At 63.7% G+C, this 26,808-nt stretch carries 20 protein-coding genes, 2 rRNA genes and 1 pseudogene (1 of these 23 running past the window's edge); 11 read left to right on the top strand and 12 right to left on the bottom strand.

The window, feature by feature from the left end; translation table 11 throughout:
* The first annotated feature begins 273 nt into the window (after nucleotides 1-273).
* Nucleotides 274-741, top strand: a complete 468-nt coding sequence (locus tag ACTPOI_RS09760; RefSeq protein ID WP_440108432.1) for a cache domain-containing protein — start codon at nucleotides 274-276, stop codon at nucleotides 739-741.
* Nucleotides 742-845: 104 nt separating this feature from the next.
* Nucleotides 846-2,498 carry a methyl-accepting chemotaxis protein gene (locus ACTPOI_RS09755; RefSeq protein ID WP_440108431.1) on the top strand — a complete coding sequence of 551 codons (1,653 nt, stop codon included), beginning with the start codon at nucleotides 846-848 and terminating at the stop codon, nucleotides 2,496-2,498.
* A gap of 390 nt (nucleotides 2,499-2,888) precedes the next feature.
* Here the strand turns inward: ACTPOI_RS09755 and ACTPOI_RS09750 are convergent, their stop codons facing one another.
* From ACTPOI_RS09750 to argS, 6 genes are all read right to left on the bottom strand, one after another.
* Nucleotides 2,889-4,490 carry an RNA polymerase factor sigma-54 gene (locus tag ACTPOI_RS09750; protein ID WP_440108430.1) on the bottom strand — a complete coding sequence of 534 codons (1,602 nt, stop codon included), beginning with the start codon at nucleotides 4,488-4,490 and terminating at the stop codon, nucleotides 2,889-2,891.
* 99 nt (nucleotides 4,491-4,589) lie between these two features.
* Nucleotides 4,590-5,372: an LPS export ABC transporter ATP-binding protein gene (lptB, locus tag ACTPOI_RS09745; protein ID WP_440108429.1), complete on the bottom strand. Its 783-nt coding sequence runs from the start codon at nucleotides 5,370-5,372 to the stop codon at nucleotides 4,590-4,592.
* Entirely contained in the window at nucleotides 5,369-6,034 is a 666-nt protein-coding gene (gene lptA / locus ACTPOI_RS09740) for a lipopolysaccharide transport periplasmic protein LptA (RefSeq protein WP_440108428.1), read from the bottom strand. The genes lptB and lptA overlap by 4 nt, the downstream gene beginning before the upstream one ends.
* Nucleotides 6,035-6,160: 126 nt before the next feature.
* Complete coding sequence (locus ACTPOI_RS09735) at nucleotides 6,161-6,817, bottom strand: thiol:disulfide interchange protein DsbA/DsbL (protein ID WP_440108427.1); 657 nt, start codon at nucleotides 6,815-6,817, stop codon at nucleotides 6,161-6,163.
* A gap of 69 nt (nucleotides 6,818-6,886) precedes the next feature.
* A complete protein-coding gene (locus tag ACTPOI_RS09730; RefSeq protein ID WP_440108426.1) occupies nucleotides 6,887-7,540 on the bottom strand; it encodes an SPOR domain-containing protein in 654 nt (217 codons plus the stop codon).
* Between the two features lie 15 nt (nucleotides 7,541-7,555).
* The gene (gene argS, locus ACTPOI_RS09725; RefSeq protein ID WP_440108425.1) at nucleotides 7,556-9,265 is read right to left on the bottom strand and encodes an arginine--tRNA ligase; all 1,710 of its coding nucleotides are present in this window, start codon (nucleotides 9,263-9,265) and stop codon (nucleotides 7,556-7,558) included.
* An 87-nt stretch (nucleotides 9,266-9,352) separates the two neighbouring features.
* On the opposite strand from argS, the gene ACTPOI_RS09720 reads away from it, so the two are divergent.
* Both ACTPOI_RS09720 and ACTPOI_RS09715 read left to right on the top strand, forming a co-directional pair.
* A complete protein-coding gene (locus tag ACTPOI_RS09720; protein WP_440108424.1) occupies nucleotides 9,353-9,877 on the top strand; it encodes a hypothetical protein in 525 nt (174 codons plus the stop codon).
* Between the two features lie 113 nt (nucleotides 9,878-9,990).
* Nucleotides 9,991-10,293, top strand: a complete 303-nt coding sequence (locus ACTPOI_RS09715; protein ID WP_440108423.1) for a PsiF family protein — start codon at nucleotides 9,991-9,993, stop codon at nucleotides 10,291-10,293.
* A gap of 92 nt (nucleotides 10,294-10,385) precedes the next feature.
* Here ACTPOI_RS09715 and ACTPOI_RS09710 read toward each other — a convergent pair whose 3' ends face one another.
* Together ACTPOI_RS09710 and ACTPOI_RS09705 are read right to left on the bottom strand one after the other, a co-directional pair.
* Nucleotides 10,386-10,832, bottom strand: coding sequence for a DUF2214 family protein (locus ACTPOI_RS09710; RefSeq protein WP_440108422.1), 447 nt, complete (start codon nucleotides 10,830-10,832; stop codon nucleotides 10,386-10,388).
* Between the two features lie 162 nt (nucleotides 10,833-10,994).
* The gene (locus ACTPOI_RS09705) at nucleotides 10,995-12,365 is read right to left on the bottom strand and encodes a dicarboxylate/amino acid:cation symporter (protein WP_440108421.1); all 1,371 of its coding nucleotides are present in this window, start codon (nucleotides 12,363-12,365) and stop codon (nucleotides 10,995-10,997) included.
* A 295-nt stretch (nucleotides 12,366-12,660) separates the two neighbouring features.
* On the opposite strand from ACTPOI_RS09705, the gene ACTPOI_RS09700 reads away from it, so the two are divergent.
* Both ACTPOI_RS09700 and ACTPOI_RS09695 read left to right on the top strand, forming a co-directional pair.
* Complete coding sequence (locus ACTPOI_RS09700; protein WP_440108420.1) at nucleotides 12,661-15,339, top strand: hybrid sensor histidine kinase/response regulator; 2,679 nt, start codon at nucleotides 12,661-12,663, stop codon at nucleotides 15,337-15,339.
* Between the two features lie 159 nt (nucleotides 15,340-15,498).
* Nucleotides 15,499-16,230 (top strand): hypothetical protein, encoded by a 732-nt coding sequence (locus ACTPOI_RS09695; RefSeq protein ID WP_440108419.1) that lies wholly within the window; start codon nucleotides 15,499-15,501, stop codon nucleotides 16,228-16,230.
* A 52-nt stretch (nucleotides 16,231-16,282) separates the two neighbouring features.
* Here ACTPOI_RS09695 and ACTPOI_RS09690 read toward each other — a convergent pair whose 3' ends face one another.
* Both ACTPOI_RS09690 and ACTPOI_RS09685 read right to left on the bottom strand, forming a co-directional pair.
* Nucleotides 16,283-16,921: a response regulator gene (locus ACTPOI_RS09690; protein WP_440108418.1), complete on the bottom strand. Its 639-nt coding sequence runs from the start codon at nucleotides 16,919-16,921 to the stop codon at nucleotides 16,283-16,285.
* A gap of 63 nt (nucleotides 16,922-16,984) precedes the next feature.
* Complete coding sequence (locus ACTPOI_RS09685; RefSeq protein WP_440108417.1) at nucleotides 16,985-17,932, bottom strand: LysR family transcriptional regulator; 948 nt, start codon at nucleotides 17,930-17,932, stop codon at nucleotides 16,985-16,987.
* A 393-nt stretch (nucleotides 17,933-18,325) separates the two neighbouring features.
* Here ACTPOI_RS09685 and ACTPOI_RS09680 point away from each other — a divergent pair, with 393 nt between their 5' ends.
* From ACTPOI_RS09680 to ACTPOI_RS09660, 5 genes and pseudogenes are all read left to right on the top strand, one after another.
* Nucleotides 18,326-20,533, top strand: a complete 2,208-nt coding sequence (locus tag ACTPOI_RS09680; protein WP_440108416.1) for a malate synthase G — start codon at nucleotides 18,326-18,328, stop codon at nucleotides 20,531-20,533.
* A gap of 351 nt (nucleotides 20,534-20,884) precedes the next feature.
* Nucleotides 20,885-21,124 (top strand): cysteine-rich CWC family protein, encoded by a 240-nt coding sequence (locus ACTPOI_RS09675; protein WP_440108415.1) that lies wholly within the window; start codon nucleotides 20,885-20,887, stop codon nucleotides 21,122-21,124.
* A 64-nt stretch (nucleotides 21,125-21,188) separates the two neighbouring features.
* The gene (locus ACTPOI_RS09670) at nucleotides 21,189-21,377 is read left to right on the top strand and encodes a 4-oxalocrotonate tautomerase (protein ID WP_440108414.1); all 189 of its coding nucleotides are present in this window, start codon (nucleotides 21,189-21,191) and stop codon (nucleotides 21,375-21,377) included.
* Nucleotides 21,378-21,471: 94 nt separating this feature from the next.
* Nucleotides 21,472-22,955, top strand: a pseudogene (locus tag ACTPOI_RS09665) (DHA2 family efflux MFS transporter permease subunit).
* Between the two features lie 303 nt (nucleotides 22,956-23,258).
* Nucleotides 23,259-24,026: a class II glutamine amidotransferase gene (locus ACTPOI_RS09660; protein ID WP_440108413.1), complete on the top strand. Its 768-nt coding sequence runs from the start codon at nucleotides 23,259-23,261 to the stop codon at nucleotides 24,024-24,026.
* Nucleotides 24,027-24,183: 157 nt separating this feature from the next.
* Here ACTPOI_RS09660 and rrf read toward each other — a convergent pair.
* Both rrf and ACTPOI_RS09650 read right to left on the bottom strand, forming a co-directional pair.
* A 5S ribosomal RNA gene (gene rrf, locus ACTPOI_RS09655) occupies nucleotides 24,184-24,296 on the bottom strand.
* Nucleotides 24,297-24,440: 144 nt separating this feature from the next.
* A 23S ribosomal RNA gene (locus ACTPOI_RS09650) occupies nucleotides 24,441-26,808 on the bottom strand (it continues 511 nt past the right edge of the window).

Below are 26,808 nucleotides of genomic sequence, written 5' to 3'. Positions count from 1 at the left end.
GGCAAACACTCAAGACGTTGCGCCGCTCGCGGAGGATGCCGGCGGCAAGGGTTCCTGCGATCTTACGCACGGTCTACCGCGCACGACAGGTTGGTGCAGCCGGACAAAGCTGAATCAGGGCTGACAACACCCCCATCTGGACGGGCTGTAGGCCGCTGTTGCAGGGTTTCCTCGGGGCATTCACCGAAGGCTCAGGTCTACTATTTGAGCGGGTTACAGGTTGTGACGCGCGGTGTCGCAACTTGTTCGCCCCTTCAGATGAAAGGAATCCCCATGCAATTTCTCAGCCGTCGCACATTTGCCGCTCTGGCGGTTCTGGGTGCGCTCTCTGCCGGAGCCCACGCACAGGAAAACGGAACGCGGGACGAAGCCAAGGCCATGGTTGACGCTGCCGTCGAGCACGTGAAGAAGGTAGGCCCGGACCAGGCGTTCAAGGATTTCACCGACAAGAACAACAAGGCCTGGCAAAAGAAAGACCTCTACGTGTTTGCCTACTCATCCGAAGGGGTGAGCGTCGCCCACGGTGCCAACGACAAGCTGATCGGCAAGAACCTCATCGATCTCAAGGATCCCAATGGCAAGCCCCTGATCCGTGAATTGCGCGATACGGCGCAAAAGGGTGGTGGCTGGGTCGAATACGACTGGCCACACCCCCAGACCAAAAAGATCGAAAGCAAGATTTCCTACACACGAAAAATGGCGAACTTTGATGGCTTCGTGGGCGTAGGCGCCTACCGCTGACGCCTCATGCCGCGCTGGCGCAGGGGCGTCGGCGCGGACAGCCACGGCCGGCACTTGCCGCCCACCAGGCGGCCACCGCTTCCCTGAGGGTAAGGATCAGCAAAATGACACAGTGGATTCGAAACACGGCGGTGGCCACCAAAATGGCGCTGGCTCCCGCCTTTGCGATCTTTTGCCTGGTCTTGGTCGGCCTGACCGGAATGCTGGCAAACCAGCGCCTGAGTGCCGCGCTGATCGACATTGGCGAACAACGCGTGCCGCGCATCGTTGCCGATGCCGCGCTTTCAGAGCAGGTGACCAGCATTCACGCGCTGGTGAACCAGAGCCTTGCCTGGGAAGGCGCAGGCTACAAGGAAGACAAGATCGCAGCACTGGACAAGAGCATTGCCAGCCGGCTGGATGCCTACAAGCAGTCACTGCAGCAAAACATCGATGCGCCGAAAATTTCGGAAGGGGAGCGCGCGCACCTGCGTGTGGCGATGGAAGAGTTTGACAAGTACGCCAACAACGCCAGGCAGGCACTGGACATCAAGACCGGCATGCTGGGCAACGCGGCTTCTTTCATGACCACCATGGACGGCCACTACGCCAAGCTCAAGGGCGAGCTTGACGCGATGGTGAAAGAGCAGACCGACGAATCCGCACAGGCCGTGGCGGCCGGGCGGGCACAGGCAGAGCGCAACAGCACGCTGATCCTCGTCGGCTTTGGCATTGCGCTGGCGGCTACCGTGTTCCTCTCATGGCTGATCTACAACATGATCGTTCCCGCCCTGACGCTTGCCTCGCATGTGGCAACGTCGGTAGCGCAGGGCGACCTGAGCCAGCGCCCCCAGGCTGCTTCCACTGATGCAACCGGACAGGTGATCCAGGCGCTGGGAACCGTGACACAGAACCTTTCGCGCGTGGTGGTCGACATCCGGTCCACCGCGGAACTCATCAACAATGCAGCCAGCGAGATTTCACTGGGCAATGCCGACCTGTCGCGTCGCACCGAAACGCAGGCCGCCAACCTGGAAGAGACAGCCGCATCGATGCAGGAACTGAGCTCGGCCGTGAAGAACAACGCGGAAACCGCGCGGGAGGCCAACCGGATGGCCAGCTCGGCAAGCGCCGCGGCGGCAGCTGGCGGCGCCGTGGTGGGGCAGGTGGTCAGCACCATGGAAGAGATCACGGCATCGTCGCGCAAGATCTCCGACATCATCGGCGTGATTGACGGCATCGCGTTCCAGACCAACATCCTTGCATTGAATGCAGCGGTAGAAGCGGCACGCGCTGGCGAACAGGGCCGCGGCTTTGCCGTGGTGGCCAGCGAGGTGCGCAGCCTGGCCGGCCGGTCTGCCGAGGCAGCCAAGGAGATCAAGACGCTGATCAACGCCAGTGTGACCAAAGTGGATGCGGGTAGCCGCCTAGTGGGCCAGGCAGGCACATCCATGCAGGAAATCGTCGCGCAGGTCAAACGGGTGGCAGGCCTGATCGAAGAGATCAGCGCAACGGCCACCGAGCAGACCCAGGGCATCGACCAGATCAACCAGGCCATTGCGCAGCTCGATAGCGTCACCCAGCAAAACGCGGCACTGGTGGAAGAAGCTGCTGCAGCAGCAGACAGCCTCAACCGCGAGGCGGGTCGCATGGTGCAGGTGGTCAGCGTGTTCAAGCTGCAGCCGCAGGATGAAGCAGGCAGCGCGCCTTCGCTGCCGGCACCTGCCGCCGGGCGGCAAGGCGCGGCGCCTCGGCTGCGCATGACACATACCCGGTAAGTGCCAAGCGGCGAGCGCCAACGCCTCAGGACGAAAAGCAAGTGCGCTTTGCGGAGCTCACGCGGCCGTGAACGCCACGCGCAGATGAGGCTGATGTGGATGCAGACGCCGTGTAAACACCGCCTTCCGTAGGTGCAGGGCTGAACCGGAGAGACATTTGCGCAGATGGTCGTGCACAGTTTCCTATTGCTGGCCGATGACTAGCGCCTCACGAGGTTTACGTCTCAGGCTCGTGGCGCTGCGTTGAAGATGCCCAGTCAGGCAGCGGGCACGGGACAGTGCCGCTGGTTTCTGATTGCTGATTGCAGATTGGTGCGGGGACGGGTCGCGCGTGCCCGTGACTTAACGGCCGAGGGCTCCAGCCTTGCAATGCATACGCCTGCGCGAAAACTACAGCGTCTTGCGCAGGTTCGCCGGCGCGATCTTGAGCGCCTCGCGGTACTTGGCCACGGTGCGCCGGGCGCATTCGATGCCCTGCTCCTTGAGCATCTCGGCGATCTGGCTGTCGGACAGCGGCTTGGCCGCATTTTCGGCGGCGACAAACTGCTTGATGAGCGCCCGCACCGCGGTGCTCGACGCATTGCCGCCGGTTTCGGTACCCAACCCCGAGCCGAAGAAATACTTGAGCTCGTAGGTGCCAATCGGCGTGGCCATGTACTTGGCCGTGGTCACGCGGCTGATGGTGGATTCGTGCAAACCCAGTTCGTCGGCAATGTCGCGCAGCACCAGCGGGCGCATGGCCAGCTCGCCGTGGGTGAAAAAGCTCTTTTGCCGCTCTACGATGGCGCGCGAGACGCGCAGGATGGTGTCAAAGCGCTGCTGGATGTTCTTGATCAACCAGCGGGCCTCTTGCAGGCGCTGCTGCATGCCCTGGTGCCCCTCGCCACCCTTGTGGCCGCGCAGGGCGCCTGCGTAGATGTCGTGCACGCGCAGGCGGGGCATCACGTCGGGGTTGAGCTGCACGATGAAGTTCTGCTGCCCGTCGCGACCATTGGCACGGCCGGCCTTGCGCACGATCACGTCGGGGATGATGACGTTGCGCTCCACATCCGCAAAGCGGCGCCCGGGGCGCGGCTCCAGCCGGGCAATCAGCGCCATGGCGGCGCGCGTGCGCTCTTCGCCGCTAGCGCCGCCTTCGCTGCACAGCACCGTCAGCCGGCGCACGTCGCGCTTGGCCAGCATCTCCAGCGGCTGCTGGCAGATGCGCAGCGCGGTCTGCACGGTGGCAGCATCGGCGGGGCAGTCTTCATCGGCGGCCATGGCCTGCAGTTGCAGGGTCAGGCATTCGGCCAGGCCGCGGGCGCCCACGCCCACGGGTTCCAGGCTCTGCAGCAGGCGCTGCGCCACGGTAAAGCGGTGCACCAGCTCCTCGATCTGCTCCAGGTCGTCCGGGCCGGCCAGCGTGATGGCCAGCTCCTCCAGCGATTCTTCCAGGTAGCCGTCGTCGTTGAGCGATTCGATCAGGAAGCGCAAGGCGGCGCAGTCCACCTCGGACAAGCGCAATGCCAGGGCCTGCCGGTGCAAGAACGCGGTGAGCGATTCGTGCGAGCGTGCCAGCTCGGTGGCGTCGGCCTCGTCACCCTCGCTGTCGTTGCGCGTGCGCGGCGGTGCGTCGCCACCCCACTCGGCGTCGTTGGGCGCCATCTCCACGGTGCCGTCGCCGCTCCAGTCGGGTTCGTCGCCCGCGCCCGAAGGCGTTTCGGACTCGTTTTGGCCTTCAGCGCTGGTTGCAGCTGTGCTGGATGCTCCTGAAAATATAGCATCATCTGCACTGTAGTCGTCGGCCTGCGGTGGAGCATCGGCAGCCTCCAGGCCGAACTCCTCGCGCGGGGCCTCCTCGGCCGTGCGCTCGAGAAACGGGTTCTCGTCCAGCATCTGCTCGACTTCCTGCGAGAGCTCCAGCGTGGACAGTTGCAGCAGCCGGATCGACTGCTGCAGCTGCGGCGTGAGCGCAAGGTGCTGCGATACGCGCAGCGACAGGCCGGGTTTCATGCGGAGCCCGCCTTCATGCGGCCCGTCAGGCCGGCTTCAGGCCTGCAGGGAGAGGGCAGCAACAACGCAACATGCAGGCGCATCCGGTCCTTCATGCCGTCACATGCGGAAATGCTCGCCCAGGTACACGCGGCGTACCTCGGCGTTGTCGACGATCTCGGAGGGCGTGCCCTGGGCCAGCACCCGGCCATCGCTGATGATGAAGGCGTGGTCGCAGATGCCCAGCGTTTCGCGCACGTTGTGGTCGGTGATGAGCACGCCAATGCCGCGCGCCTTGAGGAAGCCGATGATGCGCTGGATCTCGATCACGGCGATGGGGTCGATACCGGCAAACGGCTCGTCCAGCAGGATGAAGCGCGGTTGCGTGGCCAGGGCACGGGCGATCTCCACGCGGCGCCGCTCCCCGCCTGACAGCGCCATGGCCGGCGAGGCGCGCAAATGCTCCACGCGCAGTTCCTGCAGCAGAGCTGTCAGGCGGTCTTCGATGGTGGCGCGCGGCAGGGGCTTGTCGTCATCGCCGCGCTGCAGCTCCAGCACGGCCCGCACGTTCTCCTCGACCGACAGCTTGCGGAAGATGGAGGCCTCTTGCGGCAGGTATGACAGCCCCAGGCGCGAACGCCGGTGGATGGGCATGTGCGCTACTGACTGCCCGTCGATGCGGATGTCGCCGCCATCGCTGCGCACCAGCCCGACGATCATGTAGAACGACGTGGTCTTGCCCGCGCCGTTGGGCCCGAGCAGGCCCACGACCTCGCCTTTTTGCACAACGAGCGAGACATCCTTGACCACCTTGCGGCTGCCGTACGACTTGGCCAGGTGGCTGACCTCCAGCCGGCTGCCGGCCGGATCTGCCGCGCCGGTTTGGATGGGCTGCGCGCTCACTTGGCGCCGCCGCTGAGGCTGTTGCTGGGCCGAAGGGCCGGGCCTGATGCGGCTGGCGCTGCTGGAGCGCTGGCGCCGCCGGCCGCTGGCGCGGGCTCCTTGGGTGCCAGCACGGCACGCACCCGCCCACTCTGACCTGCGCTAGCCCCTGCGGCCTGGCCGCCCGGCGTGGTGCGCTGGCCGTCCACGGTGAACACGTCGGTCAGGTTGTTGTAGACGATGACGGCCCCGGTGATCTCGTCGCTGAGTGCCGAGCCCCGGTAGCGCCGCAGTTCGGCCCGGGTGATGAAACGCACGTTGTCGGACTTGCCGTCGTATTCAATGGTTTCGCTCTCGCCTTCGATGAACTCGTCCGGCGCGCCGGGCGCGGTGTCGCGCTTTTGCCGGAAGAACGCGCGCTTGCCCGGCTCGGCCGTGACCACGCCGTACTGGTAACCCTCGGCGTCCTGGCGCACGTCCAGCCGCGCGCCGCGCAGCACGATAGAGCCCTTGGTCATGACCACGCGCCCCGTGAACACGCTGGTCTGCTTGAGTTCATCGTGGCGCAGGGCGTCCGCCTCGATATTCATGGGCTTGGCGCGGTCCGCCTTTTCGGCTTGAACGGCTCCGTGGAAGCTGGCCAGGGCCGTAAGCAGGAGGATCGGTAGGAGGCGGTGGTTCATAGGGCACGAATCTTGCAGATCATTGTAGCCACCCCGGCCCGGCGGCCATGAAAAAAGCCCGCTCGTGCGGGCTGTCGTCAGGTGGCTGCAATCAGCCTGCAGCAGGACCGAGCGGACAAGGCGCCGTCAGCCCTTGCGTGCCGTGGCCGCCAGATGCTCGACCACCTGCAGCACATTCTGCATGTTGCCGGCCATGGTGCCGTCGGTGTAGTACTTGCCGGCCACGCCCATCGACGGAACGCCTTCGACGCCGTAGGCATCCTGCAGCTGCGATGCGCGGCGGATCTGGTTGGACACCGTAAAGGAGTTGTAGACCTCCTTGAACTTGGCCGCGTCGGCGCCCTGCTTGGCCACCCAGGCAAAGATTTCGTCGTCCTTGGCAAGCTTTTGCTTCTCGACGTGGATGGCACGGAACACCTTGGCGTGCATTTCGTCGAGCTTGCCCATGCCTTCCAGGGCGTAGTACAGCTTTTGCTGGGGGATAAAGCTGGCATTGAAGGCCACAGGCACGCGGCGGATGCTCAGGTCCTTGGGTGCGGCCTTGACCCAGGCTTCCAGCGATGGCTCGAACGAGTTGCAGTGGGGGCAGCTGTACCAGAAGAACTCGATCACATCGACCTTGCCGGCCGGGGCGTCGGGCGCCACGGGCTTGTCCAGGCGCTTGTAGTCCTTGCCCTCCTTGAACTGGCGGGCCTGGGCCAGGGCCGTGGTGGACACGGGCAGCGTCAGGGCGGTAGCAGCCACCGCAGAGGCGGCAGACAAAGAAAACTCACGGCGTTTCATGACAAAGACTCTCCTGTTTGGGTCTGCGGTGTGGGAGACGGCCCCCGTAAAAAAGTTCATCCGACAGGGTCAGCGCTGCACGCGCACCAGGGCCGACTCGACCCCGGCGCCATCAAGCTTCTCCTTGATGTGCTCGGCATCGGCCCGCTTGGTGAAGGGGCCTACGCGCACGCGAAAGACCTGGCGACCGTTTTGCTCGCGCTCGCTCACGCGGGCTTCCCAGCCCAGCATGGCCAGCTTGGCACGCTGGGCGTCGGCGTCGGCCTGGGTGCGGAAAGCTCCTGCCTGCACGAAGTAGTCAAACGGGTCGACGTTGCCTGCCGCCGCCGCCTTGGCCACTGCCAGGTCGCCCAGCGGATCTGCGCCGGGCTTGGTTTCTGCCTTGGCGGCCTCGGGCTTGCTGGCCGCAGGCTTGGCCGCCGACGCCGCAGCGCGGGTTTCGGGCGCAGGTGCAGTGGCGGGCGCAGAAGCTGCCGTCCCCTCTGCCACGGCCGCAGCGGGTGGACGTGCCGGGTTCTTGCCATACAGCGGCGAGTTGGGGTCCCAGTCCTTGTTCTTCTTGGACTCGGCCGCGTCCATGTCCGCCGCGCGGCCGCTGCTCTTGTTGAGGAACGGCACCGGCACCTTGGTCACGTACACGGCCACGGCCAGCGCGGCGCCCAGGCCCACGATGACCCCGACGATGAAGCCGATGATCGTCCCGCCCGTCTGTTGCTTTTTCATGGTGATAGTGGTTGCTTACATTCTGGCTGGGGCCGACACGCCCAGCACAGCCAGGCCATTGTGCAACACCTGTGCGGTGGCCGCGACCAGCGCAAGGCGTGCTTTCTTCACCACCTCGTCATCCACCAGAATGCGCTCGGCATCGTAGTAGCTGTGGTAGCTGGCGGCCAGGTCGCGCAGGTAGAAGGTCACGTCGTGCGGGGCCTCGCCATCCGCTGCGGCGGTCAGCATTTCGGGGTACTTGGCCAGCTGCAGCATCAGGGCCTGGGCCTGTGGGCCCTCCAGCGCCGAAAGGTCCACATCGCTGAGCGAAGCCACGTCGCCTCCCCCCGCCTCCTGCCAGGCCCGCAGCACCGACTGGATGCGCGCATGGGCGTACTGCACGTAGTACACCGGGTTATCGTTGTTCTGGGCCACGGCCAGATCCACGTCGAAGGTGTATTCGGTGTCAGGCTTGCGGCTGAGCAGGAAGAAGCGCACCGCGTCCTTGCTGGTCCATTCGATCAGGTCACGCAGCGTGACGTAGCTGCCCGCGCGCTTGCTGATCTTGACCTCTTCGCCGCCCTTGACCACGCGCACCATGGTGTGGAGCACGTAGTCAGGGTAGCCCTGCGGGATGCCCACATCGGCCGCCTGCAGGCCGGCGCGCACGCGGGCGATGGTGCCGTGGTGGTCCGTGCCCTGGATGTTGACGACCTTGGTGAAACCGCGCTCCCACTTGGCGATGTGGTAGGCCACGTCGGGCACGAAATAGGTGTACGTGCCGTCCTGCTTGCGCATGACGCGGTCCTTGTCGTCACCGTAGTCGGTGCTCTTGAGCCACAGCGCGCCGTCCTGTTCATACGTCTTGCCGTTGGCCACCAGCTTGTTCACCGTGGCCTTGACGCGGCCACTGGTGTACAGGCTGGATTCGAGGTAGTACTCGTCGAATTTCAGGTTGAAGGCCTGCAGGTCCTTGTCCTGCTCGTTGCGCAGATAGGCCACGGCAAAGCCGCGGATGTTGTCGTAGTCTTCCACGTCGCCATTGGCAGTGAACTCGCGGTCGTCGGCCTTGACGGTGGCCTTGGCCTTGAACGCCTCGGCAATGTCGGCGATGTAGTCGCCGTTGTAGAAGTTCTTGGCCAGCGGGTTGTCGCTGTCGGTGGGCCAGCAGTCGTCGCCGGGCTTGAAGCCCTTGGCGCGCAGCTGGGTGCTCTTGGTCAGCGTGTCGATCTGCACGCCCGCGTCGTTGTAATAGAACTCCCGGTGCACCTTCCACCCCTGGGTGGCAAACAGGTTGCAGATGGCATCGCCCAGTGCGGCCTGGCGGCCATGGCCCACGTGCAGCGGGCCGGTGGGGTTGGCCGACACGAACTCGACCAGCACCTGTTTGCCATTGCCGCCCTGGTAGCCGAATTGCCCACCGGCGGCCAGCACCTCGCGCACGATCTGCTGCTTGGCGGCGGGCTTGAGGCGAATGTTCAAGAAACCGGGGCCTGCGATCTCGATGGCATCGACCCAGCGCTGAAACGCGGGGGTGGCTTCCAGCGCGGTCTTGAGCTGTTCGCCCAGCGCGCGGGGGTTGAGCTTGAGCGGCTTGGCCAGCTGCATGGCAGCAGTGCAGGCAAAGTCGCCATGGGCAGCCACTTTGGGGGATTCGAATGCTGCCTTGGCGCCAGCGCCTTCGGACAGGACTTCCAGCTCGGCTGCCAGCGCAGCGAGCAATTCATTTTTGGCGGTAAGCATCGGCGAATTTTACGGGGCGGCCACCGCGGCCTTCGCCAGAGCCAGCGGCACAATGCACGACAGCGCCCATTCACAAGGAAATTGCGTATGCCATCCCAGCCTATCGTGATGTACCGACGCCGCTGGACGCAGTGGTTCACGGTGCCGTTTGCCGCGGTGATGGCGGCTTGCACCGTGTATGCGATTTTTCTGGCGGTCGCACTGGATAATCGGCTTTTCACCGCCCTGTTTTCGCTGAGTGCCTTCTGCACTTTCTGCATCGCATGGACGCTGGGAAACTCGGCGCTGGAGGCGCACAGAAACCGGGAGCCTGCCGTCGTGATCGATCACACCGGCATCACCGACCTGCGGCAGGAAGACCCAGAGCCGATTCCCTGGAGCGCCATGGAACGCGTACGGCTGGACGAGGACCGCATCATGGTCAGGCTGCGCACGGCAGAAAGAGCTTCGGCGCTGCAAGCCGTCTCCCAGGCCTTGCAGCGCTGGCAACGCGGGGGCGATGTCGTGGTCGCGCTGGACGGGCTGGGCTACAACCCCTACAAGCTGCAGCGCGCGCTGGCCATGTTTCACAAAGCGCCCACGTCGGCAACAAAAACGCGCCGATCAACGTGAAACCAGCTCTGCCGCGCGTCAAAGCAGGCGGGCTTGCCGACGTTGTCCGGTGCAGGGTTCTATGGTGCAATGCCGGCGGGTCCCCCCATAACGTATCCACTCCAGGAGATTCCATGAGCAAGCTTCTTTCCCTGTTGGCCGTTGGCCTGGCACTTTCGCTGGGCACTGCCGCCCACGCTGCAGAAGACAAGGCAGCCGCACCGACCAAGCAGCAGTCCAAGATGGCGGCCTGCAACGCCGACGAAAAAGCCAAGACACTCAAGGGCGACGAGCGCAAGGCCTTCATGAGCGAATGCCTCAAGAACAAGCCCGCCACCCAGCAGGACAAGATGAAGGCCTGCAACGCCGACGAAAAGGCCAAGACACTCAAGGGCGACGAACGCAAGGCGTTCATGAGCGAGTGCCTCAAGAAGTAAGCCACCTAGCGCCCAACCCACACAAGAAAGCCGCCGGCCCGCAAGGCCCGGCGGCTTTTGTCTTTGCCTGGCTGAAACCGTTTCGGTGGTGGCTACCAGCCCCGCGTCCAGAACACCGCAATGATGGCCACCACCGGCAGCACATGCGACTGCACCATCACCAGGCGGCGCACCCGAGCCACCTCGGCAGCCTGGGGCAGCGCCCCGGTGGCGCGCAAGTCACGCCGCCACCGGCGAAACGCGATGGATGGCCAGAACGACAGCACGGCCATGGCCACCACCAGGGTCATCTTGACGTGGAATAGCGGCTGCGACATGTACCACGACGGTCCCTTCACGCCCCACACCACGCGGGCAATACCGCTGGCAATCATCAGCACCGCTCCAACGGCATAGATCACATCCAGCCGGCCCAGGCGTTCGACCACGGCGGCGTTGAGCCATTCGATGCGGCACAGCGCCGCCTGGCTTGACAGGAAGACGACAAAGGTGAGGATGGCCAGAAGGTGCAGGGCGGCCAGGATGGCTTCGAGGGTCATGGTCAGGTTCCTTGGGGGCCGGGCGGAGCGCAGTGGCTCACGCCCACAACGGCGGGATCTGCCGCCATTGTCCACGGCGGCCCAAGACATCTGACCAGGGACACAAAAAACGGCGCAGGCCGTGGGACCTGCGCCGTTTCGCGGGGAATCCTGAAAAACCGGTCAGGCCGCGGTGCGGGCCATAGCCCCCACTGACACCTCTGCAGGCAACACCGGGGCAGACGCAGTGGACACAGCCAACGGCAGCGGCTGGCCGTCGAGCGCGGCATCCAGGCGCTCGGTATCCAGCGCGTTTTCCCAGCGCGACACCACCACGGTGGCCACGGCATTGCCGATGAAGTTGGTCAGCGATCGGCATTCGCTCATGAAGCGGTCCACGCCCAGAATCAGCGCCATGCCCGCCACGGGCACCTCCGGCACCACGGCCAGCGTGGCGGCCAGGGTGATGAAGCCTGCGCCCGTCACCCCGGCAGCGCCCTTGGACGACAGCATGGCGACGAGCAGCAGTGCAATCTGGTGCCCCAGCGTCAGTTCGGTGTTGGTCGCCTGCGCAATGAACAGCGCCGCCAGCGTCATGTAGATGTTGGTGCCGTCCAGATTGAACGAGTAGCCCGTGGGCACCACCAGCCCCACCACCGACTTGCTGCAGCCCGCCTTCTCCATCTTTTCCATCAGCGATGGCAGGGCGGATTCGGACGACGAGGTGCCCAGCACCAGCATCAGCTCGGCCTTGAGATAGCGGCACAGCTTGAGCACGGAAAACCCGCACAGCCGGCACACGAAGCCCAGGATCACCAGCACGAACAGCAGCGACGTGATGTAGAACGAGCCCACCAGCCACGCCAGGTTGACCAGCGAGCCCAGGCCGAACTTGCCGATGGTGAAAGCCATGGCGCCGAACGCACCGATGGGAGCGGCCTTCATGACGATGCCCACCACCTTGAAGACGGGCGTCGTCAGCGCTTCCAGAAAATGCTGCACGGGCCGGCCGGCATCGCCCACCATCGCCAGGCCCACGCCAAACAGCACGGCCACCAGCAGCACCTGCAGGATGTTGTCGCCCACAAAGGGGCTGACCAGCGTCTTGGGGATGATGTCCATCGCAAAGCCGGTGAGCGTCATCTCGTGCGACTTGGCCACGTAGCTCTTCACGGCTGTCTGGTCCAGGTCGGCCACATTGATGTTCATGCCTGCGCCGGGCTGCACCACGTTGGCCACCACCAGGCCAACGACCAGCGCCAGCGTGGAGAAGAACAGGAAGTACGCCATGGCCTTGCCGAACACCCGGCCCACGCTGCTCAGCTGCGACATGCCCGCGATGCCGGTCACGATGGTCAAAAAGATCACCGGCGCAATGATCATCTTCACCAGCTTGATGAAAGCGTCGCCCAGCGGCTTGAGCGCCTCGCCGTACGCGGGCTCGAAATGCCCGAGCAACACACCCAGGACGATGGCAAGCACCACCTGAAAATATAGCTGGCGGTAAAAAGGCAGCCGTTCGGCGTGAGCGGCAGGGGCGGAAGGAACGTGCATGGATGTCTCCGGAAAATCGGTTTGCACAGCACCACCAGGGTGCGTGTGGGGTGCCGTTTGTACCGCCGCACCCTGCTCGGTGCCGATAACCTATTGGTATTAGTCACAGCGCCCGCCATAGGCGCCACGCAATGCCAAATCAGGGTAAATACCTAGCCCGTCACGGATGGATACGCAGCATCCACAGCGGCCCTACCTGCCCGCTCCTGCACACTGGCGGCCGGCCTCCTGCAGGCAACCCGCCGTTTTTCGCCTGATCGCGCACCTCCCCTTCACCCCCGTTGCACGCCCCGCCATGACCCCCTCGCGCCTGCGCCAGTTCTGGACCGTGCTGATCCTGCTCGCCGGCATGGCCGGCAGCATGTACGCCGTCGGCCAGTGGGCATGGCAGCGGTCGCTGCACGAGGAAAGCGACAGCGTGCAGCGCCAGCTGGCCCTGTACGGCCAGGCGCTGGCGCAGCGCATTGACCGCTACCGCACCCTGCCCGAGGTGCTGGCCCTAGACGCGCAGCTGCGCGACGCCTTGAGCCGCCCGCTGGCGCCGGCAGAGGTGGCGCAGCTCAACCACAAGCTGGAGCAGGCCAGCGGTGCGAGCCAGTCGTCCACCCTCACGCTGCTCAACCGCGAAGGCCTGGCCGTGGCCGCCAGCAACTGGCGCACCGCCACCAGCAACGTGGGCGTGGACTACAGCTTTCGCCCCTATGTGCAGCAGGCGCTGGCACAGGGGCGCGGCAGCTTCTACGGCATTGGCGTGACCACGGGCGAGCCCGGCTACTTCCTGTCGCAGGCCATCCGCGACGACAGCGGGCGCACGCTGGGGCTGGTGGCCATCAAGATTGCCCTGCAGGAACTGGAGCGCGAGTGGCTGCAAACGCCGGACATCGTGCTGGCATCGGACGCGCATGGCGTGGTGTTCCTGGCCAGCCAGGATGCCTGGCGCTACCGGCTGCTGGAGCCGCTGTCTGACGCGGAGCAGCGCGAACTGACGGCCACCCGGCAATACGCCGACCAGGCACTGCGGCCCCTGGTCTACCAGGTGGACGAGCCCATGGACAACGGCGGCCGCCTGGTGCGGGTGCGGGCGCCCGATGTGCCCGCCCTGCCCGGCCGCGTGCTGTGGCAAACGCAGCCTCTGCCCGGCACCCCGTGGCAGCTGCACCTGCTACACGACACCCGCAGCAGCGTGACCGACAGCCGCTGGGCCGCTGCGGCCGGGGCAGGAGGCTGGCTGGCGCTCGCCCTGCTGGTCCTGTTTGTGCGCCAGCGCCAGAGGCTGTCGGCCCTGCGCCAGCGCAGCCGCCAGGAGCTGGAGACCGTGCTGCACCAGCACGCGCAGGAGCTGCGCACCGCACAGGACGGCATCGTGCAGGCGGCCCGTGAAGCAGACACCGGCCTCTCGCGCAGCCTGGAACACCTGCCGCAGGGCGTGGTCATCGTCGATGCCCAGCTCAAGCTGGTGGCCTGGAACTCCCGCTACGTGCAGCTGTTCCGATTTCCGGGCGACCTGATGCGTGTGGGGCAGCCCATTGAAGACCTGCTGCGCCACAACGCACGGCGCGGGCTGCTGGGGCCTGGCCCGGTCGACGAGGCCATCGGGCGGCGCCTGGCCCACCTGCGCAGCGGCACCCCGCACCTGCACGAGAGCGCCAAGGACGACGGCACGGTACTGGAAATCCGGGGCAACCCGCTGCCCGAAGGCGGCTTCGTGACCAGCTACGCCGACATCACCAGCTACAAGAACGCCGCGCGCGAACTGCGGTCTCTGGCCGATGCGCTGGAGCAACGCGTGGCCGACCGCACCCGCGACCTGGATGCTGCCCGGCGCGAGGCCGAGCAGGCCAACCGCTCCAAGACGCGCTTTGTGGCAGCGGCCGTGCACGACCTGCTGCAGCCCCTGAATGCCGCCCGCATGTTCACCTCGCTGCTGCGCGGCCATCCGCTGGCCGACGCCGAGCGGCACGCGGTGGACAGCATCGACGGCGCACTGGCCGCGCAGGATGCCATCCTGGGCAGCCTGCTGGACATCTCGCGCATGGAGTCAGGCCAGTTCGACGTGCACATCCACGACGTGGCCCTGGGCCCGCTGCTGCAGGTGCTGGGGCACAACTTCGGCGTGCTGGCCGAAAGCCAGGGCTTGCAGCTGGCCTGCATACCCACGCGCGCTGTGGTGCGCACCGACGAGAACCTGCTGCGCCGCATCCTGCAGAACTTTGTCTCCAACGCCATCCGCTACAGCCGGCGCGGCCGCATCGTGGTGGGCTGCAGACGGGTCAAGCGTGTGGCCGGCGACCACCTGCGCATCGAAGTGCACGACCAGGGGCCCGGCATTCCCGAGGCGCTGCAGCGCGAGATCTTTGAAGAATTCCGCCGCCTGGACGAAGGCCGGGCCGATGACCGCGGCGCAGGCCTGGGCCTGGCCATCGTGGAGCGCCTGGGTCGCCTGCTGGACCACGAGATCGGCCTGCGCTCGCACCTGGGGCGCGGCAGCGTATTCTGGGTGTGCGTGCCACTGGGCGATGTTGCTGCGGTGGCGCCCGCACCAGCGCCCGCTACGGTACAACAGTCATCCGACGAAACCCCGCTGCTGGGCACCAGCGCCTGGGTGATTGAAGACGACAACCCCACCTGCGCTGCCACGCGCGCACTGCTGGAGCGCTGGGGCTGCGAGGTACCACTGGCCGGCGGCGCACCCGAGGCACTGACCGCTGCGCAGCCCGGCCAGGCACCCCGGCTGGTCCTGCTGGACGTGCACCTGAGCCCTTCCCACCACGGCCCCGACGTGTTCGTGCAACTGTGCGAGCGCTGGGGCCAGACGCCCGCCGTGATCCTCGTCACCGCCGAGCGCGACGCCACCCTGCGCCGCCAGGCCGCCGAACGCGGCTGGGGCTTTCTGGCCAAGCCGGTGCGGGCGCCGGCGCTGCGGGCATTGATGCGCCAGACACTGCTACGGCTCCGCGAAAGCAACACACCGTAGGCGCCCTCTCGACCCAAGAGGGACTTGCGAGAGGCGCGGGCGGCGCCCGCAGCACAAGGGTTTCCATCCGATACCGAGTCAGCGCATGCTCAATGGACATCCGTGCCGTGCGCATGACACGATGGCGGTAACGAAGCACACCACAACGGAGGGAAGACGATGAGCGAAGCCATTCTGTACGCGATGGACGCGCCGCGCGTGAAGAACGCAGACGCAGCTGCAGACTTTGTTGAAAAGTGGCAAGACAAAAAAGAGGCACCGACCGAGCGCATGGCAGCCTTCTTTGATCATGTTTTGCGAACCTGGCCCGCAAACGGCTCCGGCAGCGCTGTCTGGTACGAAGGCTTTGACCACAACCGGCCTGTCGGCCCGGTGTTCGCGATGACGTTCGAACTGCGCGAGTTCGACAGCGAGCGGCTACAGCAACTGCGCGCCATCGCCCAGGAGCATGGCGTGCACGTGTTCGATCCTGAAGGCCATGTGCTGTACCTTGCGGACGGCAGCGAAGCCCAGGCGCCGTCGGTGACCGTCCCGGCACCGGGCGCCCCCAGCCAATGCACATCCGGCGTGCGCTTCGACGGCGTGTACGAGACGAAGACGGCAACAGGCTGGAGCTACCTGTGCTTCACGGCCGATAAAAACATCTTCTGGCAAAGCGCGGGGGGCCGGTTCACGGGGCGTGCCGCGATGGACAGCTTTGCCACCGGCGACTCGTTCATCGTCAAAGGCACCTACAAGCCTGGCGACCACGCGTTCAGCGCACGCCTCAAAGCCTCGTTCGGCGCGTTCAAGATGGACGGTCTGGCGAAGGAGGACGGCCTGCACGTCCATTCAGAACGCACCAACGGCAAGTACCCCTTCGACGCCGTGTACACCTTCCTTCCGCTTTAGCACGTCTTGGAGCAGAGCGTTCGCCACGGCATCCCGTGGAATCGCTTACCGTTCAGGCCGTGGATTCGGTGTCCAGGCTTTTCACCAGCACCGCTGCCTGTGTGCGGCTGTAGCACCTGAGCTTCTTGAGGATGGCCGTGACATGCACTTTCACCGTGTTCTCCGCCAGACCCAGCGCGGCAGCAATCTGCTTGTTGAGCAGACCGTCGGCCAGGCACAGCAGCACGCGAAACTGCTGGGGCGTGAGCTGCGCCAGGCGGGCGGCCAGTTCGTCATCGGCCTCGGAGCGTTCGGCCGCGATCGGCGGAAAGCCGCTGCCGCCATCCAGCACCGACACAATGGCGTCGCCCATGGCGTCGGCCGGGGCTGACTTGGGGATGAACCCTGCGGCGCCGAACTGCTGCGCGCGGCGGATGACGCGCGGGTGGTCGTTGGACGAAATGATGACCACGGGCAGCTCCGGGTATTCGCCCCGCACATGCAGCAGCGCCGAGAAACCGCGCGTGCCGGGCATGCTCAGGTCCAGCAGCACCAGCTCGATGTCCGGTTGCTCCTGCAGCATCTGCCCCAGGGTGGCGGCGCTTGCGGCCTCCAGCGCGCGGTAGTGCGGCAGCCGTTCGCGCAGCACATGCAGCACCGCGGCACGGAACAGCGGGTGGTCGTCTGCAACCAGGAGTGTGGGCTCAGGCATAGGCCCCCAGTCGCGCGGTGGCAGGGCATGGGCGCCCGGACTGCAGGTGCCATGCACGCACCATCAGGCACCCCGCCAGAACGCCGGCTGCGCGTAGTGGTGCTTGAGGAAATCGATCCACAGCCGCACCCGCAGCGGCATGTGCTTGCGCTGGGGAAACACCACGTAGATGCCGTTGGGCGGCGCGGCAAAGTCTTCCAGCACCGCCACCAGCCGCCCGGCGGCAATCTCGGCCTCGACCTCCCAGGTGCTGCGCCAGGCAATGCCGTAGCCGGCCAGGCACCAGTCGTGCAGCACCTGCCCGTCCGAGCAATCGAGCGGACCGCCGGGCTTGAGGTGCATGACCTCGGTGGCACGCGGCGCGCCGTCGGGGCCCGCACTGCCCGCCACCGGCATCCTGAAGGCCCAGCCGCGCGTTTGCGATGCCTCGCTCGACAGCGTCAGGCAGTCGTGGCCCGAAAGCTCGCTCGGGTGGCGCGGCGTGCCCCGGCGCTGCAGATAGGCGGGCGTGGCCACGCACAGGCGGCGGTTGTCGGCAATGCGCACGCTCACCAGGGATGAGTCGGGCAGATCCCCCACGCGCACGGCACAGTCAAAGCCTTCGCCAGCCAGGTCTACCACCCGGTCGCTCAGGTTGAGCGAGATCGTGACATCCGGGTGGGCCGTGCGAAACCGCGGCACCAGGGGCGCCACATGGCGGCGACCAAAGCCGGCAGGCGCGGTGATGCGTAGGTGCCCGGTGGCCTTCACCCCGCCTTCAGACACGCTGGCCTCGGCATTGGCCACGTCGGACAGCAGGCGCTGGCAATCCTCCAGAAACGCGCTGCCCTCGTGCGTAAGGCTGATGCGCCGCGTGGTGCGTACCAGCAGCTTCACACCCAGGTGCTCCTCCAGCGCATCGAGCCGGCGCCCCATGATGGCGGGCGCCACGCCCTCGGCCTTGGCGGCGGCCGTGAGGCTGCCCCGGGTGGCCACCGACACAAACGATTCGAAGGCCTTGAGTTTGTCCATGGGCACCAATTATGCGGACAGGGCGGGCGTTTTCCGGCGCGCCGTCCCGGGGCGCGCAGCCCGCTCGGGGTGGCAATTGCCCGTGGCGGCAGCGGAGGGCTCCGCAGGCCTGTTTCACGTCGGTTTCAAGCAAAAAGTGCCTGTAGCGCACGCTATATTTGCCTTGAAAGCTATCATTTCAATAGCAAATAGCTTCTATTTAGATGCTTGCGGCGCAAGTCGCCACGTCTGTTCACCTCGAATATGGCGGTCCATCTCCACGACTTTTGCGAATAAGTCACTGGTTTCCAGCTTTTCGCCATATTTATGTGGTCAAAGATTTGCAATACAGTGATCCCACTCCCGCCCTGTGGCGTGCAGACCCTTTTCATCTTTCCTATCCAGAGGCTCTCCATGACCGATCGCACCTCCGTCCACGGCCTGCAAGTGGCCACTTCCCTGTACCGCTTTGTCGAAGACAAGGTACTTCCCGGCACGGGCATTGACGCGGCCGCCTTCTGGAAGGGCTTTGACGCCATCGTGTCGGACCTGGCCCCGCGCAACATCGCCCTGCTGGCCGAGCGCGACCGCCTGCAGACCGAGCTGGACACCTGGCACAAGGCCAACCCCGGCCCCATCCAGAACATGGTGGCCTACCGCAGCTTCCTTGAAAAGATCGGCTACCTGGTGCCCCAGCCTGCCGACGTGAAGGCCACCACCACCAACGTGGACGACGAACTGGCCACGCAGGCCGGCCCGCAGCTGGTGGTGCCCATCCTGAACGCCCGCTACGCACTGAACGCCGCCAATGCCCGCTGGGGCAGCCTGTACGACGCGCTGTACGGCACCGACGCCATCCCCGAGACCGACGGTGCTGAAAAGGGCAAGGGCTACAACCCCGTGCGCGGCGCCAAGGTGATCGCGTTTGCACGCCAGGTGCTGGATGACACCGCGCCGCTGGCCACCGGTTCGCACAAGGATTCGGCCGGCTACAAGGTCGAGGCTGGCCAGCTCGTTGTGTCGCTGGCCAACGGCAGCAGCACAGGGCTGAAGGACCCATCGCAGTTCAAGGGCTACCAGGGCAGCGCCGCAGCACCCTCGTCGGTGCTGCTCGAGCACAACGGCCTGCACCTGGATATCCAGATCGACCGCAGCACCGCCATCGGCAAGACCGACGCTGCCGGCGTGAGCGACCTCGTGCTGGAAGCTGCCCTGTCCACCATCCTTGACCTGGAGGACTCGGTGGCCGCTGTGGACGCCGAAGACAAGGTACTGGGCTACAGCAACTGGCTGGGCATCATCCAGGCCACGCTGACCGAGCAGGTCAGCAAGGGCGGCCAGACGTTCACGCGCGGCCTGAACCCCGATCGCATCTATACCGGCCCTGCGGGCGGCGAAGTGCGCCTGCACGGCCGCTCGCTGATGTTCCTGCGCAACGTAGGCCACCTGATGACCAACCCGGCCATCCTCTGGACGGATGCGCAGGGTACGCAGCGCGAGATCCCCGAGGGCATCCTCGACGCTGTGGTGACCACCACCATCGCGCTGCACGACCTGCAGGGCCGTGGAGCGAACGGCATCCGCAACTCCCGCAAGGGCAGCGTTTACATCGTCAAGCCCAAGATGCACGGCCCGGCCGAAGTGGGCTTTGCCGCCGAGCTGTTTGGCCGGGTGGAGAAGCTGCTGGGCCTGCCTGAGAGCACCGTCAAGCTGGGCATCATGGACGAAGAGCGCCGCACGTCGGTCAACCTCAAGGCTTGCATCGCTGCCGCGTCGAGCCGCGTGGCCTTCATCAACACCGGCTTCCTGGACCGTACCGGCGACGAGATGCACACCGCCATGCACGCCGGCCCCATGGTGCGCAAGGGCGACATGAAGACCAGCGCCTGGATCCAGTCGTACGAGAAGAACAACGTGCTGGTGGGCCTGAGCTGCGGCCTGCGCGGCAAGGCGCAGATCGGCAAGGGCATGTGGGCCATGCCCGACCTGATGGCCGAGATGCTCAAGCAGAAGATTGGTCACCCCAAGGCGGGCGCCAACACCGCCTGGGTGCCCAGCCCCACCGGCGCCACGCTCCACGCCCTGCACTACCACCAGGTGAAGGTGAGCGACATCCAGATCGAGCTGGAAAAGACCGACGTGAACGCCGAGCGCGACAACCTGCTGACCGGTCTGCTCACGGTACCCGTGGCCGCCGCGCCGAACTGGAGCGACGCTGAAAAGCAGCAGGAGCTGGACAACAACGCCCAGGGCATCCTGGGCTACGTGGTGCGCTGGGTGGACCAGGGCGTGGGCTGCTCGAAGGTGCCCGACATCAACGACGTGGGCCTGATGGAAGACCGCGCCACGCTGCGCATCAGCAGCCAGCACATGGCCAACTGGCTGCACCACGGCGTGGTGACCGAAGCCCAGGTGCGCGAGACTTTTGAGCGCATGGCCGCCAAGGTGGACGGCCAGAACGCCGGCGACCCACTGTACAAGCCGATGGCGGGCCGCTTTGAGACTAGCATGGCCTACCAGGCCGCGTGCGACCTTGTGTTCAAGGGGATGGAGCAACCCAGTGGTTACACCGAGCCGCTGCTGCACGCGTGGCGCCTGAAGGTGAAGGCATCGGGCGGCTGATGTCGCAAGATCTTTAGGTGACCGGGGGCTGCAGACGTCACGCCACTTTTCGTGAAGTCGGGGCATCCCCCTCGGTTGCTATTTGATCGATAGCTACCAGCGCATGTTCAACATGCGCTGGTAGCTTTTTTTGCTTGAACCGGCGGATAAGTTAGTCGGCTGTGCGGTGTTTTCGGCGTGGTGCTGTCTTGGGGTGGCATAGGCGGCTCCTTACTTGTTCGACTGGGTCTCGGCCGGTGCGTCGACGTTGCCCTTGGTGAGGGACATGTGGTAGCGCTGGCGCCATTGCGCTACCGTGGCCGGTACCTCGTAGACTGATCTTCTTGGAACCCCACGGGTACAACCCTCGCCATGGACGCCACACTCCCCACCGATCCCTCGCTCTGCCCGCTGTGCCACCGCCCCAACGGGTGCGCGATGGCCGCCGGGCTGCCGCCCGAGTCGTGCTGGTGCATGAACGTCACGGTGAGCGATCAGGCGCTGGCGGCATTGCCCTCCAGTGAAATCGGCACGCGGTGCATCTGCAGGCAGTGCGGCGTGGTTGGGAACGCCCCGGGCCCAGGCAGCGCCAAGGATCATCCGTCGATATGATGCGTGCCTTCACGCGGCGCCTGGCGGGCGTCGCGCTGCCATTCGGTTCATTCAAGGAGATCCTATGCCCACGTACCACGTCGAGATGATGGAAGGCCGCACGGTCGATCAAAAACGCAAGCTGGTGGAAGAGATCACCCGCGTGTCGGTGGAGGTTCTTGGCGGCTCCCCTGAGTCGGTGGACATCCTGATCACCGACATCAAGCGTGAGAACTGGGCCACCGGCGGCAAGCTGTGGTCGGAACGCAGCTGAGCGTACCTCTGCGCCTGCTGCCTGTTGCAACGGTTCGCGGGCGCCTGCTGAGGCCGGACCTGTCAACGCTTGCGCTGGCCGGAGTCACGTTGCGATGACAGACCGCGCGGGGTCACTGGCGGTACTGCGTGAGCGCTACGGCGAGCGCTACCGCTGGCTGGTCCTGCTGTCGGTGATGGTCGGGACGATGGCCTCCATCATGTCATCGACCATCGTCAACGTGGCCATCCCGGACATGAGCCACTTCTTCGCGCTGGGACAGGAGCGCGCCCAGTGGGTCACCTCCGGGTTCATGGTGGCCACTACGGTGTCGATGCTCACCACCCCTTGGCTGCTGTCCCGTTACGGCTACCGCGCGACGTACGTGGGGCCATACTGCTCTTGCTGGCTGGGGGCGTTGCCGGTGGGTTTGCGCGGGATTTCGGGCTGGTGCTGGCCGCCCGCGTAGCAGAGGGGCTGGCTGCTGGTGTGGTGCAGCCCATCCCGGCCGTGATCATCCTCTATGCCTTCCGCCCGCACGAACAGGGTCGCGCCAGCGGTATCTTTGGCATGGGCGTGGTGCTCGCTCCCGCGGTAGGACCCAGCATCGGTGGACTGCTGGTGGACTGGTTTGGCTGGCGGTCCATCTTCTTCATGGTGGTACCGTTGTGCTTGCTGTCGATCGCGCTCGCATACCGCTTCGTGCCGACGACTGCGCCCGGCGGTGTCGAGGCCAACCGCAATGGGGAGGGCCTCGATTGGCGCGGGCTATTGCTGGGCGCAACAGGTACTTTGTGCCTGCTCAACGGCCTGGTTGCACTGCATGGTGGGTCACGTCTTGACGCCGGTTTTTTGCTACTGGGTGCAGTGTTGTCGTTGGCTGGATTCATTGCCTGGCAACGCAGGCAGCTTGTGCACGGCCGCAAGCCGCTGATGGACTTTCGCCTGTTCCAGTGCCGGCAGTTCACCATGGGCAGTATCGTGGCCTTCATTTACGGCACGGCGTTGTTCGGTTCTACGTATCTGTTGCCCGTGTTCCTTCAGTTGGGCCTGGAGCTTTCTGCATCGCATGTGGGCACGCTGATGTTGCCGGCTGGGTTCGTGCTGGCGCTCACCATTGCCTGGGTGGGCAGGCTCGCGGATCGGCAACCCACCCACGCGCTGGTGTCGGTCGGCCTGGCCCTGCTGGCGCTTTCGTTCGGGCTCGTGGTGTTTGTGGGTCTCGGAACATCTCTGTGGATGCTGGTAGGTCTTGTCATCCTCGGCCGTATCGGTCTTGGGTTCATCCTTCCATCGCTCAATCTGGGTGCCATGCGACCGCTGGATCGCTCGTTGATCTCGCAAGGCTCGAACACCATCGGCTTCGTAAGAATGCTGGGCGGCGCCACCGGGGTGAGTCTCTGCGGAATCGTTTTGGAATGGCGCCTGAGCGCGCACAGCGCTGTGCTGTCAGACGTAGCGAGTAATGCCGCAGGCATTGCGGCGTTTGGTGAGACTTTTTTGATGCTTACATTCTTGTGCGGGTTGGCACTGGTGGCTGCGTGGCAGCTGCGACCGTCAGCGAAGGACGCAACGGCCTCCGCCGGTAGCAAGCACTGAGCCAGTGGACGTGGCGCAGGTCCGGTCGGCTGTGGTTTTCGCATTCGCACGATTGGGGCCCTTTTCGCGCAGGGGCATTCGATCAATTGCTGGGCGTGCCCCTGCGAGCGTCGGGACGTACAGCAGATACCGTTTCGCGTCGGTTATGAGTGTGGCAAGGGCCTGGACGCTGCTTGGCAAAGCGTACGCGCTACGCTGATTGGAGCCGGGTAGTCCTCATCATTCAGCGTCTGAAATGGCGATGCCGCTACCATCGACGCGCATACCAACAGGGTTTACAGATTACGGAAGAGGGAGAGCGACATGTGCCAGCTGCTCGGCATGAACTGCAACGTTCCGACGGACATTACGTTCAGCTTCAGTGGATTCGCTCAGCGGGGAGGGCGAACCGACCATCACAGCGATGGCTGGGGGATCTCTTTTTTTGAGGACAAGGGCGTACGCCACTTCGTGGACCATTTGCCAGCGGTCGACTCACCGGTGGCGGACCTGATCAAACGGTATCCCATCAAAAGTCGCAACGTCATCGCCCATATCCGCAAGGCAACGCAAGGCGAAGTGAAGCTGGAGAACTGCCATCCGTTTGTGCGCGAGCTGTGGGGCCGGTACTGGGTCTTTGCGCACAACGGTGACTTGGGGACGAAAAGGCCCAGACTTCACGGGCAGTTTCGCCCCGTGGGCGATACAGACAGTGAACATGCGTTTTGCTGGCTGATGCAGGAACTGTCGAAGTCGCACGCGACGGTGCCAAGCGTCTCGGAGCTGACATTGACGCTGCGTGAGCTGACGGCGCATCTGAGGCCCCAGGGCACATTCAACTACCTGCTGTCTAACGGCCAAGCGCTGTGGAGCCACGCCTCGACCAAGTTGTACTACCTGGAGAGAAGGCACCCATTTGGTCAGGCGCATCTGAGCGACGAAGACATTGCTCTGGACTTTGCGCAGTACACGGGCGCGAGCGACCGGGTTGCGGTCATTGTGACGAGCCCGCTGACGACGAACGAAACGTGGACGGCATTCGAGCCTGGAGAGCTGCTGGTGTTTTCGGAAGGAAGAAGGCTGGAGAGCTGAGCGGGGGGAAGGTCCCCATCAGGCAGACACGCGCTGCCTCAATCTTCAGAACGCGATCACATGAACCAGTAGAACTAATTGCTGATTCACTTTTCAGACCCGCAAAGCAAAACGCCCTTCTACTCGAACGAGCAGAAGGGCGGTTTGGGCTGTAAGAGCCTGACGATGACCTACTTTCACACGGGAACCCGCACTATCATCGGCGCAAAGTCGTTTCACTGTCCTGTTCGGGATGGGAAGGAGTGGTACCAACTTGCTATGGTCATCAGGCATAACTTGGTGTCGGGCTGCTCTGGGAGCAACACAACGAATTCATAGAGTTTGGAATCAGATTTTTGTGTCTTTTGACTGCGTCAACTTGGCATAACAATCTTTGAGCTTATCGCAATTACTTGCGTTGGCAATCAAAGTTATAGGGTCAAGCCGCACGAGCAATTAGTATCAGTTAGCTTAACGCATTACTGCGCTTCCACACCTGACCTATCAACGTCCTGGTCTTGAACGACTCTTTAGGGGGCTCAAGGCCCCGGCAGATCTCATCTTGAAACGAGTTTCCCGCTTAGATGCTTTCAGCGGTTATCTCTTCCACACTTAGCTACTCGGCAATGCCACTGGCGTGACAACCGATACACCAGAGGTGTGTCCACTCCGGTCCTCTCGTACTAGGAGCAGGCTTCCTCAAATCTGCAGCGCCCACGGAAGATAGGGACCAAACTGTCTCACGACGTTTTAAACCCAGCTCACGTACCTCTTTAAATGGCGAACAGCCATACCCTTGGGACCGGCTACAGCCCCAGGATGAGATGAGCCGACATCGAGGTGCCAAACACCGCCGTCGATATGAACTCTTGGGCGGTATCAGCCTGTTATCCCCAGAGTACCTTTTATCCGTTGAGCGATGGCCCTTCCATACAGAACCACCGGATCACTATGTCCTGCTTTCGCATCTGCTCGACTTGTCAGTCTCGCAGTTAAGCACGCTTATGCCATTGCACTATCGTCACGATGTCCGACCGTAACTAGCGTACCTTCGAACTCCTCCGTTACGCTTTGGGAGGAGACCGCCCCAGTCAAACTGCCTACCATGCACTGTCCCCGATCCAGATAATGGACCTAGGTTAGAACCTCAAACACACCAGGGTGGTATTTCAACGTTGGCTCCATGAGATCTAGCGACCTCACTTCAAAGCCTCCCACCTATCCTACACAGATCTGTTCAAAGTCCAATACAAAGCTACAGTAAAGGTTCATGGGGTCTTTCCGTCTTTCCGCGGGGAGATTGCATCATCACAAACATTTCAACTTCGCTGAGTCTCAGGAGGAGACAGTGTGGCCATCGTTACGCCATTCGTGCAGGTCGGAACTTACCCGACAAGGAATTTCGCTACCTTAGGACCGTTATAGTTACGGCCGCCGTTTACTGGGACTTCAATCAAGAGCTTGCACCCCATCATTTAATCTTCCAGCACCGGGCAGGCGTCACACCCTATACGTCCACTTTCGTGTTTGCAGAGTGCTGTGTTTTTATTAAACAGTCGCAGCCACCGATTTTTTGCAACCCCGTTGGGCTCGCCTTGTACAGGTTCACCTACTTGGGGCATACCTTCTCCCGAAGTTACGGTATCAATTTGCCGAGTTCCTTCTCCTGAGTTCTCTCAAGCGCCTTAGAATACTCATCTCGCGCACCAGTGTCGGTTTGCGGTACGGTCGTCAATAGCTGAAGCTTAGTGGCTTTTCCTGGAAGCAGGGTATCACTCACTTCGTCTGCAAGCAGACTCGTTATCACCCCTCATCTAAGCCCGGCGGATTTGCCTACCAGGCACGACTACAGGCTTGAACCAACATATCCAACAGTTGGCTGAGCTAACCTTCTCCGTCCCCACATCGCACTATTGATCGGTACAGGAATATTGACCTGTTTCCCATCAGCTACGCATCTCTGCCTCGCCTTAGGGGCCGACTCACTCTACGCCGATGAACGTTGCGTAGAAAACCTTGCGCTTACGGCGAGGGGGCTTTTCACCCCCTTTAACGCTACTCATGTCAGCATTCGCACTTCTGATACCTCCAGCATCCGTTACCAGACACCTTCACAGGCCTACAGAACGCTCTCCTACCACTTGCAATAAATTGCAAATCCGCAGCTTCGGTAACTGGCTTAGCCCCGTTACATCTTCCGCGCAGGACGACTCGATCAGTGAGCTATTACGCTTTCTTTAAATGATGGCTGCTTCTAAGCCAACATCCTGACTGTTTTAGCCTTCCCACTTCGTTTCCCACTTAGCCAATTTTAGGGACCTTAGCTGGCGGTCTGGGTTGTTTCCCTCTTGAGTCCGGACGTTAGCACCCGGTGCTCTGTCTCCCAAGCTGTACTCGTCGGTATTCGGAGTTTGCATAGGTTTGGTAAGTCGCCATGACCCCCTAGCCTAAACAGTGCTCTACCCCCGACGGTAATACTTGAGGCACTACCTAAATAGTTTTCGGAGAGAACCAGCTATTTCCAAGTTTGTTTAGCCTTTCACCCCTATCCACAGCTCATCCGCTAGTTTTGCAACACTAGTCGGTTCGGACCTCCAGTACCTGTTACGGCACCTTCATCCTGGCCATGGATAGATCACTTGGTTTCGGGTCTACACCCAGCGACTGATTCGCCCTATTCGGACTCGATTTCTCTACGGCTTCCCTATTCGGTTAACCTTGCCACTGAATGTAAGTCGCTGACCCATTATACAAAAGGTACGCAGTCACCCTTGCGGGCTCCTACTTTTTGTAAGCATGCGGT

It is taken from the genome of Acidovorax sp. BL-A-41-H1 (assembly GCF_051942715.1).
The sequence above is the reverse complement of the archived record's forward strand: the minus strand, read 5'-3'. Positions and strand labels throughout refer to the sequence as shown.

Bases quoted from the DNA above. Each gene is read 5' to 3' on its own strand.
- ACTPOI_RS09760 (WP_440108432.1), top strand. From the start codon at position 274: ATGCAATTTCTCAGCCGTCGCACATTTGCCGCTCTGGCGGTTCTGGGT.
- ACTPOI_RS09755 (WP_440108431.1), top strand. From the start codon at position 846: ATGACACAGTGGATTCGAAACACGGCGGTGGCCACCAAAATGGCGCTG.
- ACTPOI_RS09750 (WP_440108430.1), bottom strand. From the start codon at position 4,490: ATGAAACCCGGCCTGTCGCTGCGCGTATCGCAGCACCTTGCGCTCACG.
- lptA (WP_440108428.1), bottom strand. From the start codon at position 6,034: ATGAACCACCGCCTCCTACCGATCCTCCTGCTTACGGCCCTGGCCAGC.
- ACTPOI_RS09735 (WP_440108427.1), bottom strand. From the start codon at position 6,817: ATGAAACGCCGTGAGTTTTCTTTGTCTGCCGCCTCTGCGGTGGCTGCT.
- ACTPOI_RS09730 (WP_440108426.1), bottom strand. From the start codon at position 7,540: ATGAAAAAGCAACAGACGGGCGGGACGATCATCGGCTTCATCGTCGGG.
- argS (WP_440108425.1), bottom strand. From the start codon at position 9,265: ATGCTTACCGCCAAAAATGAATTGCTCGCTGCGCTGGCAGCCGAGCTG.
- ACTPOI_RS09720 (WP_440108424.1), top strand. From the start codon at position 9,353: ATGCCATCCCAGCCTATCGTGATGTACCGACGCCGCTGGACGCAGTGG.
- ACTPOI_RS09715 (WP_440108423.1), top strand. From the start codon at position 9,991: ATGAGCAAGCTTCTTTCCCTGTTGGCCGTTGGCCTGGCACTTTCGCTG.
- ACTPOI_RS09710 (WP_440108422.1), bottom strand. From the start codon at position 10,832: ATGACCCTCGAAGCCATCCTGGCCGCCCTGCACCTTCTGGCCATCCTC.
- ACTPOI_RS09705 (WP_440108421.1), bottom strand. From the start codon at position 12,365: ATGCACGTTCCTTCCGCCCCTGCCGCTCACGCCGAACGGCTGCCTTTT.
- ACTPOI_RS09700 (WP_440108420.1), top strand. From the start codon at position 12,661: ATGACCCCCTCGCGCCTGCGCCAGTTCTGGACCGTGCTGATCCTGCTC.
- ACTPOI_RS09695 (WP_440108419.1), top strand. From the start codon at position 15,499: ATGAGCGAAGCCATTCTGTACGCGATGGACGCGCCGCGCGTGAAGAAC.
- ACTPOI_RS09690 (WP_440108418.1), bottom strand. From the start codon at position 16,921: ATGCCTGAGCCCACACTCCTGGTTGCAGACGACCACCCGCTGTTCCGT.
- ACTPOI_RS09685 (WP_440108417.1), bottom strand. From the start codon at position 17,932: ATGGACAAACTCAAGGCCTTCGAATCGTTTGTGTCGGTGGCCACCCGG.
- ACTPOI_RS09680 (WP_440108416.1), top strand. From the start codon at position 18,326: ATGACCGATCGCACCTCCGTCCACGGCCTGCAAGTGGCCACTTCCCTG.
- ACTPOI_RS09675 (WP_440108415.1), top strand. From the start codon at position 20,885: ATGGACGCCACACTCCCCACCGATCCCTCGCTCTGCCCGCTGTGCCAC.
- ACTPOI_RS09670 (WP_440108414.1), top strand. From the start codon at position 21,189: ATGCCCACGTACCACGTCGAGATGATGGAAGGCCGCACGGTCGATCAA.
- ACTPOI_RS09660 (WP_440108413.1), top strand. From the start codon at position 23,259: ATGTGCCAGCTGCTCGGCATGAACTGCAACGTTCCGACGGACATTACG.